The sequence below is a fragment of the Pseudoalteromonas sp. P1-8 genome (assembly GCF_001399985.1).
GTDB lineage: Bacteria > Pseudomonadota > Gammaproteobacteria > Enterobacterales > Alteromonadaceae > Pseudoalteromonas.
On sequence record NZ_LJSO01000001.1, the window covers coordinates 48,255 to 64,855 of the forward strand.

Genomic DNA, 16,601 nt, shown 5'->3' on the forward strand with positions numbered 1-16,601 from the left:
ATTTTCACCTATTAAAAAAGCCCCTTAAAAAGGGGCTTTTATTAGCTATTTTAGTGTCTGTTTACTCGCCTTCTATAAACGAAAGGTAACAGAGCAATTAGAAAGACAAAAACGCCACCGCTACTAGATTCAGCTTTATCACCATTACTACTAGTAGTTACATTTTTGACAGTTACATCTATTGATTGTTCTGCAGTTCCCTCTCCGTCAGAAACTGCTACTTTGAATTTAAGCAATGAATCCTCAGAAACAGTTGGAGATTTAAATTTTAACGTTTGAGAATTCGATTGAAGAATATCAGCTTGAAGACCTTGTGTTTGGATCCAATTGTAAGTTAACGGCTGTGATTCTTTATCTGTCGCAGAAACAGTAATCACACCTTCTACATTCTCATTAACTGTATAACTATTAGCAAGTTCAATTGTTGGCAATTGGTTTACATGCAAGAATAAAACAGATTGCTCATGAACAAATTCCTCATAGCCATCGTTAATGGTTAAAGAAATTGTTCCCTGCTTCGACTCTAAAAGCTCAGACACTTTCAAGATTGCTATACTTTCATTCTGGTTTTCGATAGTAACTTCGGGTATTGATACAGACCAGTTATACGTTAACTCATCTGCATCGCTATCTGATGTTCCTGACGCATCTAAAACGAAGGTATGCAGCTCGTCTATTGTCTCAGGAATAATAAGAGATAATGTTGGTGCGCTATTAAGACTTTCTTGTGCCAGTTTAGCGACAACCTCAACAAAACCATTTTTCTCGCCGTCTAAGTCAAATTCACTACCATCCACAACCGTAAAGGCTGAACAATTACTGCACTCAGAACTAAAGTCGCTGCTTGCAATTATCTCTACCGATTTCCAACCACTTAAAGTTAGTACGCGTGCTTGTAACTCATCACTCAATAGAGAGTTTTCAAGTATTGGTAAAGCAAGGTCTACTGATTCTGTGCGCTGAGCAAGCTCTACATTGATGTTTATCAAATCACTTTTCAATTGGAAATGAGGATCTTCAACGTCCATATCCGTGAAGGCATCAAGCAACATCTCTTCAGAGATATTCATGTTTTCTATGAAATTATCACTTTGAGTGCGAATAACATCACCCGCGCTAATAACATGATAATCATTGTTCGTAAAAACATATGCTCCTGAAGCTAGAACTCCTTTCGAAGTGTTAGAAGAACTATCTAAGAAATCAACAATCCCATCACCATCGCTATCGCCTATCCACTCTGTACTATCAGGAATATTGTCACCATCTGTGTCCGCAGTTCCATTATCAAAGGTAACATTATCAATTAGTGACACAGTCTCAGTTTTCGTCATAACTGACTCACCATCTTTTAAGATGTCATAATTAAAGGTAATCTCTCCTTGCCAGTCATCTGCAAAATTAAAATCACCTCTCCATATAATTGAGTCATACGTATACACATAAACTTCATTTATGACTTGGTCATCAGATAATAATGTCATTTTAAGCTCTAAATCTTCATAATTTGAGAAGCCATACGCTTGTATTTCAACATGAGTACCATACCCTTTGACCAAACTCGCCATTCGCTTACCATTTTGTTTATAAGTGGCCGTGATACTGCGCGGTGCATCTTCATCTAAATGAATTATTTCAGATTTATTAAACTCTTCTGTGTAACCGCCGTCATATACTTCAAGCTCAATTGAATCAACTAACGAGTCAAGCATATTTCCTAATACTACATTTTTAGTCCCTTCATAGCTGTAGTCACTAATAGATTGAATATAATTGCCAGCAATCAAATTCAAACCAAAGTTATCATATAACGGTTTACCTCTCACATTAAGCGCAACAACGGGCAGAGCATCCCGATAAACATAGGTATAGGGTTGAATATCAATACGTGGATTTATATGCAGGTTAATAGTTCCAGCTGTAGTATTACCAGCATTATCGCTTGCCGTAATATCTAAAGAGTAACGTCCAGACTCAAATGCTATATCAATGTCTGATTCAATAGTTATTTCATTTATGCCTGATACTGCATCATAAACAACTGATCGGCTTAACAACTCCTCGAACAATTGCTCTTCTGTAAATCCACCATTCATAGCTACAGCATAGTCTTGAATGATAGGAGGGGTCGTATCAGTGACAAAGAATGTTTGCACAGCTCTTGCACTATTCCCTGCAATGTCTTCAGCTACCCAAGTTATTTGATTCTCGCCATAAACAAGCGTTCTAGACGAAGGGTATACATCGACAGCAACTCTATTGTTATCTGTTACCTCAGGATAAAGGCTTCTAGAAATGTATGTGTTTTCATAAATCCCTTCTATTGTCACAGGTGACAAATCTGAGAATACTGGCGGTAAATTTTCTCCTAAATTAGGATCATCTGGATGACTATCCTCACTATCAACCACACCATCTGAATCTGTATCTTCAACTGTTGGGTTAGAACCTATTTCAAATTCAGTTAAGTTAGCCAAACCATCTCTGTCTAAATCTTGACTTGCATCGAATGAGTCAAGAACATTCAGACCAAATTGATACTCCCAGAAATCAGCCATGCCGTCACTGTCGGTATCTAAACTAGTATCAACCTCTGAAGTCCACACAACTCTATCAATGAAAAATGAGTCGTAACGGTAAAAATCAGCACCATCTAGATTAAATTTAATTGTATTGAAGCCACTAGCTATAGGAATTAATAGTCGAGATTTTTCGTACTGAATTTCAATATCTTCATTATTAACTTGAACTTGTAAAAGCCTATATTTATTAATGTTGTAGTCAACAGTGATAAAGCCCTGCTCAAACAAACCAGCAATAGCAAAGCCTGCATTCACTTGTGTATAAGTTTCGCCACTAAAGTTAGGGTTAAAAGAAAGGCTATTCACTCCGTTAGAAGACCAACTATCACTTGAAATCCAGTCAACATTATTTGCTGCTAACACCGTGAAGCGGTTTGGTAACCCACCAGTTTCAAAGCTTTCGAAAAGGTTATTTATTGCTGAAGGCGTTGAAGCGTATTCTGTTGGCGAGCTTTGCGCATAATATTCTTGTACGTCTGTAAAACCATCTTCATCTCGATCAGAACCAGTAGCATTTACGTTAATCGGTGAGGTCATAAGTACATTTACTTCGTAACCGTCAGGAAGTTCATCCCCATCACTATCCGAATGCCTAGGATCTGTCCCAAGAGCATACTCTTGCAGAGCAGTTAGTTCGTCATTATCGTAGTCAGAAGAAGCATCATTAGCATCAGTTAAATTAAGCCCATTTTCAACTTCCCAAAAATCTGGCAGGCCATCACTATCAGTATCAACATCGCTCGTATTAGGAATAAATTTAAAATTATCTAACCAAACAGCATCCTCTTCAGTAGAGATTGATCCATCTTTTGTATATGAGAACTCAATAACGTTAACACCTTCAGGGATTTTAACAGTTACCGACCCTTCTTTTGTTCCAGCAATCGACTTATTGTCACTATTTGAACCATTAATTTTTAGAACGAAAGAGTCGCAACATTCTTCAGACTCTATTTTATAGTCAAATATAAGGTATGCTTCCACGAAGACACCTGTAGCACTGAATGAGCTCATTTGACTATCTGAGATTTTACCAGAGCGAATGCTTTGCGAACCATCGGTAGCAAAACTATTATCAATGTACCAATCAGCATTGTTTTCTGATGAATGATTAAACCATTGAGGAAGTTGAGAATCTTCAAATGAACTAGTTAGATTCAATTGCTCTGGAAATGAATCTGCATCTTGTGGGTCTGTTTGTAACTGAAACTCGGTGTAGTTACTAAATCCATCATTATCACTATCAAGCATTGCATCAGTAGAGTCTGTTAAATTTAGACCATGCTCATATTCCCAGCCGTCTGGAATTTGGTCTCCATCTGTATCAAGGTTATTAGGATCGCCCTGATTTAAAAACTCATTAAGATTACTCAAACCGTCATTATCATTATCTAATGATGCATCATCTGGATTCGAAGGATCTAAGCCGTTCGCAACTTCCCAAGAATCTGGTATCGAATCACCGTCAGTATCAGCAAATTCATTACTGATGAAAATGTTATCAATGAAGACTGAATCTAAGCCTGATGATACAGAACTATCTTTTATGTAAGCGAATTTAAGTGTATTTAAGCCTGTAGGAATGACTTGCTCGAATGAGCGCCAATCGGTAATACCAGAATCAATTACAACTAATTGCTCGTTTAGATACACATATAAATGATCAAAATCAGCTTCTGTAGATAATTTATAAACGAAGCTGAGGTACTTAGTCTGGTCTGTTACAAAGCTATATTCAAAGCTCGTTGTTTGATTATCATCGATATCATTGTTAGTTAGAGAAAAGTTGTAGCTTTCATCTATTTGATATGTTTCCCATGGCATTGAAGGGTCTGTAAAATCAAAGCTTTCAGGAACAAGATTATCATTAAAATTAATAGCGATTGTTTCAGGAATTGAAGGCGTAGAATCTGCATCACTTGGGTCTGAGCCTAGTAAAAATTCAATTAGGTTTGTGAAGCTATCATTGTCTAAGTCACTCTCTGCATCTGCACTATCTAGAGGATCTAATGCGAAATTGACTTCCCAACCATCAGTCATTTTGTCGTTATCAGAATCAGGATTAGTTAAGCTTGTTTGATACTCATGATGTTCTTGATAATCAGTTAGGCTATCGCCATCAGTATCAGAATTATTTGGCAATGAATTTAATCTGTATTCTTCTAAGTTGGTCAATCCATCATCATCAAGATCACCTGCTGCATCTGTAGGGTCTGATGAGTCCAGTGAATATAACAACTCCCAATTGTCATCCATTCCATCGTTATCATTATCAATGAATTGGATGTTATTACATACAACACCTACCGTATTGAATGCATCGACAACATCATTTGTTTTATAGCCTAAATCAATGGCACTGTTGATTGCGCCACATGCTCCATCAATAAAGTCAGTTGAATTTACCCAATAATTTTGGTTTGCGTAAAGCATAATTTGAAAAGCTTTACGTGGGTCCCACTCTGGCTTATTTGCTAGTAAATAAAATGCTCTATTAAACACACCACTGCTGTAATGAACATCAATACCAGAATAAAACTCAGATGCATGGTCTATTGAAATACCATCATTAGACGGGGTTTCAAAATAACGCAATGCTGCTCTATTTTTTGTAATATCAGCACCTGTCAACCAATCTGTAGAACCTCTGACAAAGTATTCAGCGGTTTCACCAGCCATGTCTGAAAATGACTCGTTAATTCCTCCAGATTGGTCGTAATAAAATAAGTTGGAATTTTGCTCTGTAACACCATGACTCACTTCATGAGATACAATATCTAAAGATACTAGCGGGTAAAAACTATCGGCACCATCACCAAAACTCATCGCAGAGCCGTTCCATGTTGCGTTCTCCCAACCATCACCTTGGTGAACACGTAGCAATAACTTAAAGGTCAGTGGTGCCGTGTTATACCATTGCTCATACATATCAAACACCGAGGTTCCAAATGCATGTGCATCATTTAAAGGCGAATAGGCACCATTAACCTCTTTGTGAGTATTTCGATCACACGGAAATGAAAACGCAGATGAGGGTTCACTGCCTGACTCCATCGAAACAGTTTTTACTTTATCATTTTCTAGAAAGCATGTTTCTCCTACTTGAGAAACAGCAAATGCTGGATAATCTTCGCCATATTCATAACGGCCAACTTTCTCATTACCACCTGGCCCCATCGCCTGTGTGTGCTTGATATTATTCCACGCTTTAAACACTTCATAAGTTTTTTCATTGATGATAGCTGAAGGCTTTGACTCATGTTCAGCATTCAAAATTTCAAGCTCAATTAAATATGCGTAATGAGCTTGATCGTTTTTAACATAAATGTAACGCTCTGATTTTAAGAGCTTATAAGAAGAATCTAGTGACAGTTTAGAAGCTTTAAGCACAGCTAAAACTGCAGCTTCTAAATCAAATTGACTGTTTGCTCTTAATTGTAATTTTGCATCATCGATATCGGTCGCAAAAAAGCCACTCATATGCTGTGACTTATCTTGAATACGAACTTGCTGCCCCCAGATAGGAACCCCAGAATAATATTGCTGTAGAATTTTGTTTGATGAATTTTTTCTTAGTACACCATTAGAGTTATGGTGAGGCAAAATAACCTCTTCAAAATAAGAACCTTTTGTTTGATTTTTTTGAAGAGACTGATTTGTTAATAGCAGGTTTTGAAGTTGTGGCTTGTTAGAGGGACTTACCCTTTCTACTGTTGCAGCTTGAAGAGAGTATGCGCTGAACATACTAAAAACTGCAGCACCTGCAATTAATCCCTTATGCATAATAGTTCCTTAAATACTTTATTTACTTATTATCGGAACTAAAATACCAAAAATAAACACAATCTGCACCAATTTGTTAAGCTCACATTAATAATTTAACTAAAATTTCGAGTTCATATTTTAAAACCCAAACTGGAAAAACACCCAATATCAGTTAATACTTTATAACTAACAACTTAATTGGTCCCCCCTACTCACCCTATGTCGCTGAGAGCTAAATTTATCCTTCTACTTTCCTCTATTTTTTTAGTGGTGGTAGCCAATACCTTCATTATCTATGTATTAGATAAGCAAGGTCAGGCTAAGCTTGAGGCGGTGATCCATACTCATGATGTTCTCGATGAATCTGAAAAGCTCTACAATCAAATAACGAACGCAGAAACTGGGCAACGTGGTTATTTATTAACTCAAGACCTCAACTATTTAGAGCCCTACTACACAGCACTTGAACAAGTTAAACAACATTTTTTGACTATCAATAAGCTAACGCTAAATAACCCCGAACAACAAGACACTCTTACTGAAATTGATGAGCTGGTCGACAAAAAATTAGCAGAGTTAGCATTAACTGTCACACTTGTAATGCAAGGCACGCCATATGCCCTCGAAGAAGCTAAAGCGATTGTGTTAACGAATGAGGGTAAAAAGTATATGGACCAGATCCGCGAGCATATTTTACAGTTTCAAAATACTGAGCTTGCCAAGTTAGAACAGCAAAATGCTGACTACCAAAAAAACAGACTATTTATAACTCACTTCGTAACTTTGCAAATACCATTAATGCTCATCTTGTTAGTTTTTTGCGCTTTTTATATCAATGCAAAGCTTTTTAAACCTCTAAAGTTATTAATTCAAAACACTGATCAACTAGAAAAAGGCGAAAAACCAAAAACGTTGACGATTAGTAGCCATGATGAAATTGGCTATGTGTTAAAACGCTTTGCACGCATGAGTGACATCGTTTATGAGCGAACGAGTAAGTTAAATTTTCAAGCTAGTCATGATCATCTAACAGGCGTTTTAAATCGCACAGAGTTAAAGCCAGCATTGAAGCAAGCCATTACTACTTGCTCTGAAGACAATAAACTGGCTGTTATATTTATAGATATAAATAAATTTAAACAACTCAATGATGAATACGGCCATTTAATTGGTGACCAAGTTCTTATTGAAACCGCAAAACGGATTACGTCATCAGTTAGAGCCGATGATGATGTGTATCGTTATGGGGGAGATGAATTCGTCATAATTACACATAATATCGCTAAATACAGACACATTAATGCCATGAGCACGCATCTATTGGCACGTTTTGATAACCCATTTGTATTTGAACAGCTCACATTAAATATTTCATTAAGTATTGGGGTAGCCCTTGCTCCAGATCACAGCCTAGATCACCAAGAATTGCTGAGACTAGCTGACCAAGCAATGTATCACGCTAAACATGAGTTAAAAAATAGCTATCATATTTACAACAACCACAATCAAGAAGACTAATCTAAATTACTGCTTTATACGTATATATTTGCAAAAATCACCATCACTATGTATAAAAAATACACACAGATATTAATTAAGGCAGCACTATGCATATTTTATTAACAGGTGGAACGGGCCTTATTGGTAGACATTTGTGCCCTTTTTTATTGAATCACCACAAGGTTACTGTGCTAACACGCAACCCTATTCAAGCCGCGGTCATACTGACTCATCAAGTACACACTGTTAAGTCACTCGATGAAGTTAACTTTGAAGAGATTGACGCTGTCATTAACCTAGCAGGTGAACCAATAGTCAACAAACGTTGGAGCGAGTCGCAAAAACGAACTTTACTGAATAGCCGAATTAATCTTACTTTACAGATATCTAAAGCAATTAGTCGCTGTGAGTCGCCGCCTCATACCTTTATTTCTGGCAGTGCGATTGGCTTTTATGGTCGCCAAGAAAACCAGCCAATTGATGAAAGCTTTAATGATATTTATCCTGAATTTAGCCATGTTCTTTGCCGTGATTGGGAGCATGCAGCGACGAAAGCACAATCTGACCAAACTCGAGTATGCCTACTTCGTACAGGTATCGTATTAGCTAAGCAAGGTGGTGCTTTAGGTAAAATGCTGCCTGCTTTTAAATTTGGCTTGGGTGGACCAGTAGGTCATGGTCAACAAGGAATGTCGTGGATCCACATTGACGACATGATCCAACTCATCCTTTTTGTGCTTTCACATCAAGAGATACACGGGCCTGTCAATGCCACTGCGCCAAACCCTGTTGATAATAATGAATTTAGTCAAACACTCGCGAGTGTGATTTCGCGACCTGCCATGCTACGTATGCCTAGCTGGGTTTTAAAATTGATGATGGGAGAAATGTCTGATCTTCTGCTTCATGGTCAATTTGTGCTTCCGAATAAACTACTTAGTCACAATTACCGCTTCCACTATCCAACATTGCAGCCGGCATTAGAAAGCCTGAAATTATAGTTACAATGTACGGGTTGCCAATACTCAACTAATACATAATAATTAAATAGATTTTAGTCGAGTGATTCTTCAGGGAAAGTCATGATGCATTTACCCACCATAATCAGCATATCAATTTTATTGAATGTGATTATTGGGTCGTTCTTATTGTCTTTGTATTTTTTAAGACAACAATCAAGTTATTTATATTGGGGTAGCTCGTGTCTCATATTTGTAGGCGCACAAATAGCAGCTTCTCTGCGTATTTTTATCGACCTTACTCTAATTACACATTATCTAGCTGATTTACTGATAATTTCAGCTCCCTTAGCAGCCATACTAGGTATTCATGCTTACAGTCAATCAGACAAAAAATGTCAAAATAAATGTGCATATGTATTAGTTGCAGCTGCAGTAATATTACTCCTTGTTTATGATTCACCATTTAGCCAGTTATTCACAACAGCCATAATTGCAGCATGTTTTAGCTATGCAGCTTTCGCGCTAAGGAAGTTGCATGTTAAACGCATCATGCATTTAGTATTACTCAAGTTGTGTTTCGTCATTCACGCTTTGATTATGGTAACCCAGTTTTCACTACTACTTAGTGATTACCTAGGTTTGTTGCAAACAGACTTGAAACAAATATTAGCTGTTATTCTCATAAGCCATATTGTTATTACCACACTAACCGCCATGATCTGGCCATTAATGATGTTCTTAGAGCATGAGCAGGTACTGAGTGACCTTGCTAATCGTGATTCGCTAACAGGTCTATTGAATCGTCGAGCGTTTATTAGCGTTAGTAACAATTATTTAGAACAAGCAAACAACAACCTAACAAAACTTTGCGCTTTGATGATAGATATCGATTTTTTCAAGAGAGTTAATGATCAGCATGGCCACGAAACGGGTGATGAAGCACTTAAGTGGGTTGCTAAAAAGATTAAAAGCCAGCTACGTGAGCACGATCTAGTAGCTAGGATTGGCGGTGAAGAGTTTGCAGTAATACTACCCAATACTAGCCAAGCTCAAGGAGAAATCTTATCAGAGCGAATTCGTTTAGCCATTCATAATGATAGCTTTGTACACAATGACCATGAAATAAACCTGTCTATCAGTATCGGTATCATCACCCATAAGTCGGGCACCAATAATGTTAACGAATTACTGGCTGAGGCCGACAAAGGCTTATACAAAGCAAAATTAAATGGTCGTAATCAGGTTGTGACCATGGCATTTTAACGCAACAACTTGTTAGTTTAATTTAAGCTCTCATTTAGCTGGCTTAGCTCATTGGTCACCCACTGTTTATCTAAGCATTGCTCTAAGTTCAGTTGGGCAAATTTTAAAAAGTTGCGCGCCGCATGTGATAAATGGCGATCGGTGCGCACTACAAAATACCAATGGCTGGCCAAATTCACATCTTCAACATTTAGCATGCAAAAACTCGTATCGTGAGGTGGCAGTACATGGCGCGAAACCACCCCCAGCCCCATTCCTGAGCCAACAGCAACACGAATAGCCTCGTTACTCGCCATTTGAACTGTGTTGCTAAGGACAAAACCTCTGCTTTGCAGTTCACTCTCAAACAGCATTCGCGTAGCTGAACCTGGCTCGCGAAGTAAAAAACGTTCACTCACTAAGTCATGTAAAGTTACATGACTTTTACTCGCAAGCTTATGGTTATTTGCCGCAATAAATACAAGAGGATTTTGTAAAAACCGCCCCGCTTTTGCGTGTTCTAACGAAGGGGGATGACTAAATACATAAATATCGTCTTCGCCTCTTTCAAACCGGGCAAGCACCTCAGCACGATTACCAATTTCTAGTGGCAATTCAACATGCGGATGTAAATTACTATACGGACCAAGTAACTTAGGCAAAATATATTGTGCGGTGTTAACCATGGCTATTTTACAGCGCCCGCGCTCACCGCCTCTAAGCTCAGCTAAGTAATCTTGATAGTCATCAAAATGACCAAACACCTGCTGACATGTTTGAAACAACGCAAAACCTGCTTCTGTAACATGTATACGCTGCTGGTTAACCATCACTAATGGCTCATTAACTGTTTCTTGTAAGCGTTTAATTTGTTGCGAAACCGTTGGTTGCGTTAAGTGTAACTGCCTTGCTGTTTCACTGATAGAGCGCGTTTTTACCACACACATAAACACTTCTAGTAAGCGAAAAGAAATATGTCTTAAGTCCATAAAACCCAACCCATAGATTATTATCTATAAGATACTATCACTTATTTAATTATTTACTATGTGAATTTTTATCTAGAATAGCGGCGCTTTTAACCAAGAGGAGAACAAAGTGCCTGATATTGTGGTAATGTTTTTTGTTTTAGGACTCACAGCCGGATTACTTCGCTCTGACCTAAAAATTCCGCAAGCAACCTATGAAACTCTTAGCCTATTGTTGATGCTCACCATTGGCTTAAAAGGCGGCATGGTGCTACATGGCAATTTACATTGGCAACTCTTACCCGAAATGGGCGCTGTGTTACTGCTTGGCGGCTTAATACCTTTAATGCTTTACCCAGTTTTAAACAAACTGCTAAACCTCTCTGTTGCTAATAGCGCAAGTATTGCCGCCCACTATGGTTCAGTAAGTGCAGGTACATTCGCCGTTGCTTTAGCATATGCCGAATCGAACTCACTTAATGTGGGTGCTGAAGTCACGCTTTACTTAGTAATGCTTGAGTTACCTGCCATCATCGTTGGTTTGTTACTATTCCGCCGTCTGGGAAATGGGTCTGGGCAAAACCTATCACTCAAAGCGCTATGGCATGAAACACTGACTAACAAAAGCGTGATTCTGCTTGTAGGTGGTGTAATTATTGGCATGATGTACGGCACACAACAAGGCAGCCAAGTAACTAGCCTTTTAACAAACAGCTTTAAAGTTGTATTAGCGTTATTCTTGCTCGAAATGGGTTTAATGGCTGCACAAACACTGCGCCCTATTCCATGGCATCATTGGCGTTTAGCATTATTTGCACTTATAACACCTAACCTATTGGGTGCTATCGGCGTCTGTGTTGGTACTGCCCTTCAACTCGAACTGGGCTCGGTAGTAATATTAGCAAGCCTAGTTGCTAGTGCCTCTTATATTGCTGCTCCAGCGGCTATTAAAGCAGCGATTCCTGATGCTGATATAGGCTTAGCCATGTTATGTTCTTTAGGTATTACCTTTCCTTTCAATGTATTACTAGGAATTGGCTTGTATCATCAAATAGCATTGTATATGAATTAAAAGATTCGCTAACTATCACTTTATGCATGAGATTTTTTAAAAAGTCGTTTAATATAAATAAAAAAGCAGTGCAAGGACATGCTATGTTCAATCAAACGCTTAGCACTGAGCAACAGCATGTAAGTGATATTTTTATGCGCTTATGTACGCTTTGCCAGGTGCAAAATAATTTAGAATTAGAGCAACATTTATCATTACAACGTGGCTTTTGTGAGCAAAGCATTGAGCTTGCAACTGTTCCTTATGAGTTAATTGATAAAGTGACTAAAGCTTCTGAGGTTAGCTTTGATTCACTACTTAATGGTAATAACCAAACCACAGCTATACTCGATGGGCCGGTATTAGAAGCAGTGAGTAACGGTATTATCAAGAGTATAAAAAAGCTATCAATGGCGGGGTTAATTAAGGGTGAAAATCAAACGCAAGAAGCACTTAGTCAACTTGCAGATATTCAGCTAAAACAAATAGCAAAAGAGCTCAAAATACAAAGCCAGGTTAAATAACCTGGCTTTTTTACTAATTCTTACCTTTGTACATTTTCTCGTAAATGTCAGATATGTTGTTTTGCTTATCGTAGTATCGCTGCAGCTCTCCAAGCGATAACTCCTTTATTTTATCGCTACCAAGCCCAGTCGGTTCTGCTAATTTAAAATTTGCAGCGTGCGGTGAAGTGCCCATTAAGGTCGCAATTTCGTTCTTTAGTTGTTCAGCTTTATTGAATAGTTTAATTGCTTTGCTGATATCTGTTTCATGCTCGGCTTGTAACGTGCACCAAACAACCTCAACAGACTTAGACCTGATTTGATCTTCAAAGATATTTTTGCGCGCAATCAACCATGTACTTGCAATCAGCAAGATGGCTAAAACGGCAATGGCTATGTAAATTAGTTCAAGCATTACGATCCCTCGGTAAACTAAATGTTACTATACACCCAAACTTGGTCCGTAATACATCAGGAAAAAGCATTATAAATGCTAGTATGAGACTGAAAATCATCTAATAATTAATGTTAAGTTTTTGTTCCAAACGGCCAGCTTGGACTAAGTAATAGTTTTAATTTGGTTTTCAAAAGACCCGGAAACAACATCACAACAGCAAGCACAATACTAATGTAGAGCACAATAAAGCTATACATGTAGTGTATATAGGCGTGTTCTTCTTGAATGTTTAAGACAACAAATTTAACCCACACAATTAAATGTGCGATTGTTACTACGATCGTAAGCTTAAATACACTTAAAAACAGCTCTCCATACTTATAGCTGAATCGCTGATGCAATTTGTATAGGATATATAAACTTAATAGGTTTATCCCAGCCACAATCAGATAAACATTTTGAGCAATTCCACTTTCACCGGTTTCTTGCACGTAGATCAGTACTTTTTCCATCAGTAGAGATGTAAGTTGATATTTAAAAACAACCACGGCTATTGATAAGAAATCACTGAAGAGCTCTCTATTTCGTAGTGCTCTATAAAATGATAGGACTAAAGCAACTGCATAACTTATTGCAATGATAACTTGCACTGAAAACACTTTATGAACAGCTGTTGCTACAAGCAACTCATTGTATAATTCGACTAAATATTGCATGAATCATCCTACTAAAGATGTTCATAATCATAATCTTATAGTATAAAAAAAACCAGCTCTTGGCTGGTTTTCTTTAATTTATATTAATTTTCTTTTTTCTTCGGGTTAAGAATGATTATCCCACCAGTTCCCTGTAATTCTTGATTTTTCTTTTTAGGGTTTAGAATAATTATTCCACCAGTACCTTGAAGTTTTGTAGTATCAAAGCTTGAAACTGGTGCTGCGTCGAATGCTAAAGTAGATAGTAATAAAGCTGATAAAGTCATTTTTTTGTTCCTTCATTGTTAAAGATAGTTTTCGTTAGCAAATACCGAGCCACTAAAATACAAATTTGGGTAAAAACTAACGACTAGACCCTATATAAGCATAAAATTAAACCGTTAGGCCATTTTTTATACTAACCGTGTATACAAAACGTACGCTGAACGGCATCAAACCGTTTAGCTCTATAAACTAGCTAGGCTCTATGCCATAATTCTGTTAATTCAAAAAATAAGTCAAAGCGGTCCTACGCTTAGCAAGGTTTAATGCATGGCATATCCAGAACAACAGCAACCAACAATTTATTGGCACGACTACGAAACATTTGGCGCAAGCCCTCAAAAGGACCGACCGAGTCAATTTGCAGGTATTCGTACCGATCTCGATTTGAATATTATTGGTGAGCCGTTAATTGAGTATTGCAAGCCAGCTGCCGATTACTTGCCCCACCCTGAAGCGTGTTTAATAACGGGTATTACCCCGCAAGTTGCGATGCAAAAAGGCTTAGTTGAAGCTGAGTTTATGGCAAAGATCCATGCTGAATTTAGCCAACCTAATACCTGCGTTGCGGGCTATAACAGTATCCGTTTTGATGATGAAGTCACACGTTACAGCTTATATCGTAACTTTTATGACCCATACGAGCGTGAATACAAAAGCAATAATAGCCGCTGGGATATTATTGATTTAGTGCGTGCCTGTTATGCACTTCGCCCAGAAGGCATTGAGTGGCCGCTAAAAGAAGACGGGTCACCGAGCTTTAAGCTCGAGCATTTAACCGTTGCCAATGGCATTGAGCACGCTGCCGCTCACGATGCTTTAAGTGATGTAACGGCAACCATAGCGTTGGCAAAATTAATAAAAGAAAAACAACCTAAGTTGTATCAGTTTTTCTTTAGCTTACGTTCTAAAAAAGCACTGGCTGATTTAGTTGATGTGTTTAACATGACACCATTGGTGCATACCTCATCACGAATTCCGGCAAGCCAAGGCTGCACCAGCTGGATTGCACCAATGAGCTTTCACCCAGTCAATAAAAACGCCATTATTTGCTTTAATTTAACTGAAGATCCGCAAGTCTTATTAGATTTATCAGTTAAAGAGCTACGAACGCGTCTTTACACAAAACACAGCGACCTTGGCGAAGATGAAGCACCGGTAGGCTTAAAACTCGTGCATTTAAATAAGTGTCCTATTCTCGCACCAGCAAAAACCTTGTTACCAGAGAACGCAGCCCGTTTAGGTATTGACCGCGAAAAGTGCTTACAAAATCTCGCTATTTTAAAAGCCAACACTGAGCTTCGCGACAAAGTAACCGAAGTGTTTAACGAGCAGCGTGATTACGGCGAAACCACTAACCCTGATTATCAACTTTATGATGGTTTTACCAGCCATGCTGATAAAGCAAAATTTGCTATGATACGTGATGCAAGCCCTGAGCAATTAGCCTCAATGCAGCTTGATTTCGATGATAAAAAGTTTGCTACCTTGTTATTTAGATACCGCGCGCGAAACTGGCCACACACCCTTAGCCAAGATGAATTAGCCAGTTGGCGCCAATATTGCCAAAACAAGCTAATGCATGGTGAAGATAGCCCGTCGATCAGTGGGCAAGATTTCATGATCACCCTGGAAAATCTGGCTCATGAAAATGATGATAACGAGAAAAATCTGCATATTTTAAAAGCGTTATACAATTACGCACAAAGCATGTAATAAAAAACGCGACAATAATTGTCGCGTTTTTTATGAATATTACTTTTTATGTAACGCTTCGATGCGCGCTAATAAACTAGAGGTGTCGTAGCGGCCGCCACCTAACGCTTGTACATCGGCGTAATATTGATCAACCGTTGCCGTCATCGGCAAAGTTGCGCCGTTTGCCTTTGCCTCATCCAAAGCGATGCCTAAATCTTTACGCATCCAATCAACAGCAAAACCAAATTCATATTCGCCAGCCCACATTGTTTTGTAGCGGTTTTCCATCTGCCATGAGCCTGCAGCGCCTTTAGAGATGGTTTCAATTACTTTTTCACCATCAAGACCCGCTTGTTTAGCAAAGTGTAAACCCTCAGCCAAGCCTTGTACCACACCCGCAATACAAATTTGATTTACCATTTTACACAGTTGACCTGAGCCTACCTCACCTAATAATTGGCTAAAACGGCTAAAAGCAGCCATAACAGGTTGAACAACATTAAAGTCAGCTTCGTCGCCACCAACCATCACGGTTAATACACCATTTTCTGCCCCCGCTTGGCCGCCAGAAACCGGCGCATCTAAAAATGCGATACCTTGTAGTTTCGCTTGAGCACCCACTTCACGTGCCACTTCAGCTGATGTTGTAGTGTGGTCAACTAAATAGCTGCCCTCATGCATGCTTGCCAGCACACCATTTTCACCATAAACAACTGAACGTAAATCATCATCATTGCCTACGCACATGAAAACGATATCAGCCCCTTTTGCTGCTTCACTTGGCGTTTCAGAGTATTCACCTTGATACTCTGAAATCCACTTTTGTGCTTTAGCCGTTGTGCGGTTGTAAACTGTCACATTGTGACCTGCGTTGGCAAGGTGACCCGCCATTGGGTAACCCATTACACCTAATCCGATGAAGGCGACTTTCATTGACATAAAACTGACCTATTTGA

At 38.5% G+C, this 16,601-nt stretch carries 12 protein-coding genes; 6 read left to right on the plus strand and 6 right to left on the minus strand.

Annotated elements, in window-relative coordinates; translation table 11 throughout:
- Positions 1 to 50: 50 nt before the first annotated feature.
- Positions 51 to 6,365: a M4 family metallopeptidase gene (locus tag AN213_RS00195; RefSeq protein ID WP_055196750.1), complete on the minus strand. Its 6,315-nt coding sequence runs from the start codon at positions 6,363 to 6,365 to the stop codon at positions 51 to 53.
- Between the two features lie 249 nt (positions 6,366 to 6,614).
- On the opposite strand from AN213_RS00195, the gene AN213_RS00200 reads away from it, so the two are divergent.
- The 3 genes from AN213_RS00200 (at position 6,615) to AN213_RS00210 (ending at position 10,072) form a co-directional block, all read left to right on the plus strand.
- A complete protein-coding gene (locus AN213_RS00200; protein WP_160318711.1) occupies positions 6,615 to 7,865 on the plus strand; it encodes a diguanylate cyclase domain-containing protein in 1,251 nt (416 codons plus the stop codon).
- An 89-nt stretch (positions 7,866 to 7,954) separates the two neighbouring features.
- Positions 7,955 to 8,848, plus strand: a complete 894-nt coding sequence (locus AN213_RS00205; protein ID WP_055196754.1) for a TIGR01777 family oxidoreductase — start codon at positions 7,955 to 7,957, stop codon at positions 8,846 to 8,848.
- Positions 8,849 to 8,929: 81 nt separating this feature from the next.
- Positions 8,930 to 10,072: a GGDEF domain-containing protein gene (locus tag AN213_RS00210; protein ID WP_055196756.1), complete on the plus strand. Its 1,143-nt coding sequence runs from the start codon at positions 8,930 to 8,932 to the stop codon at positions 10,070 to 10,072.
- 17 nt (positions 10,073 to 10,089) lie between these two features.
- On the opposite strand, the gene AN213_RS00215 is transcribed toward AN213_RS00210, so the two are convergent.
- Complete coding sequence (locus AN213_RS00215) at positions 10,090 to 11,040, minus strand: LysR family transcriptional regulator (RefSeq protein ID WP_054561674.1); 951 nt, start codon at positions 11,038 to 11,040, stop codon at positions 10,090 to 10,092.
- 109 nt (positions 11,041 to 11,149) lie between these two features.
- Between AN213_RS00215 and AN213_RS00220 the strand changes: the two genes are divergently transcribed.
- Both AN213_RS00220 and AN213_RS00225 read left to right on the plus strand, forming a co-directional pair.
- Positions 11,150 to 12,091, plus strand: coding sequence for a sodium-dependent bicarbonate transport family permease (locus tag AN213_RS00220; RefSeq protein WP_054561675.1), 942 nt, complete (start codon positions 11,150 to 11,152; stop codon positions 12,089 to 12,091).
- A gap of 83 nt (positions 12,092 to 12,174) precedes the next feature.
- The gene (locus AN213_RS00225; protein ID WP_055196758.1) at positions 12,175 to 12,594 is read left to right on the plus strand and encodes a hypothetical protein; all 420 of its coding nucleotides are present in this window, start codon (positions 12,175 to 12,177) and stop codon (positions 12,592 to 12,594) included.
- Positions 12,595 to 12,607: 13 nt separating this feature from the next.
- Here AN213_RS00225 and AN213_RS00230 read toward each other — a convergent pair whose 3' ends face one another.
- The 3 genes from AN213_RS00230 to AN213_RS00240 form a co-directional block, all read right to left on the minus strand.
- The gene (locus AN213_RS00230) at positions 12,608 to 12,988 is read right to left on the minus strand and encodes a hypothetical protein (RefSeq protein ID WP_055196760.1); all 381 of its coding nucleotides are present in this window, start codon (positions 12,986 to 12,988) and stop codon (positions 12,608 to 12,610) included.
- Positions 12,989 to 13,101: 113 nt separating this feature from the next.
- Positions 13,102 to 13,686: a hypothetical protein gene (locus AN213_RS00235; RefSeq protein ID WP_055196762.1), complete on the minus strand. Its 585-nt coding sequence runs from the start codon at positions 13,684 to 13,686 to the stop codon at positions 13,102 to 13,104.
- 83 nt (positions 13,687 to 13,769) lie between these two features.
- Positions 13,770 to 13,952 carry a hypothetical protein gene (locus AN213_RS00240; protein WP_055196764.1) on the minus strand — a complete coding sequence of 61 codons (183 nt, stop codon included), beginning with the start codon at positions 13,950 to 13,952 and terminating at the stop codon, positions 13,770 to 13,772.
- A 265-nt stretch (positions 13,953 to 14,217) separates the two neighbouring features.
- Between AN213_RS00240 and sbcB the strand changes: the two genes are divergently transcribed.
- Positions 14,218 to 15,663 (plus strand): exodeoxyribonuclease I, encoded by a 1,446-nt coding sequence (gene sbcB / locus AN213_RS00245; RefSeq protein ID WP_055196766.1) that lies wholly within the window; start codon positions 14,218 to 14,220, stop codon positions 15,661 to 15,663.
- A 39-nt stretch (positions 15,664 to 15,702) separates the two neighbouring features.
- Here the strand turns inward: sbcB and AN213_RS00250 are convergent, their stop codons facing one another.
- Entirely contained in the window at positions 15,703 to 16,584 is an 882-nt protein-coding gene (locus AN213_RS00250; protein WP_055196768.1) for an NAD(P)-dependent oxidoreductase, read from the minus strand.
- Between the last annotated feature and the right edge of the window lie 17 nt (positions 16,585 to 16,601).

Bases quoted from the DNA above. Each gene is read 5' to 3' on its own strand.
- AN213_RS00195 (WP_055196750.1), bottom strand. From the start codon at position 6,365: ATGCATAAGGGATTAATTGCAGGTGCTGCAGTTTTTAGTATGTTCAGC.
- AN213_RS00205 (WP_055196754.1), top strand. From the start codon at position 7,955: ATGCATATTTTATTAACAGGTGGAACGGGCCTTATTGGTAGACATTTG.
- AN213_RS00210 (WP_055196756.1), top strand. From the start codon at position 8,930: ATGATGCATTTACCCACCATAATCAGCATATCAATTTTATTGAATGTG.
- AN213_RS00215 (WP_054561674.1), bottom strand. From the start codon at position 11,040: ATGGACTTAAGACATATTTCTTTTCGCTTACTAGAAGTGTTTATGTGT.
- AN213_RS00225 (WP_055196758.1), top strand. From the start codon at position 12,175: ATGTTCAATCAAACGCTTAGCACTGAGCAACAGCATGTAAGTGATATT.
- AN213_RS00230 (WP_055196760.1), bottom strand. From the start codon at position 12,988: ATGCTTGAACTAATTTACATAGCCATTGCCGTTTTAGCCATCTTGCTG.
- AN213_RS00235 (WP_055196762.1), bottom strand. From the start codon at position 13,686: ATGCAATATTTAGTCGAATTATACAATGAGTTGCTTGTAGCAACAGCT.
- AN213_RS00240 (WP_055196764.1), bottom strand. From the start codon at position 13,952: ATGACTTTATCAGCTTTATTACTATCTACTTTAGCATTCGACGCAGCA.
- sbcB (WP_055196766.1), top strand. From the start codon at position 14,218: ATGGCATATCCAGAACAACAGCAACCAACAATTTATTGGCACGACTAC.
- AN213_RS00250 (WP_055196768.1), bottom strand. From the start codon at position 16,584: ATGTCAATGAAAGTCGCCTTCATCGGATTAGGTGTAATGGGTTACCCA.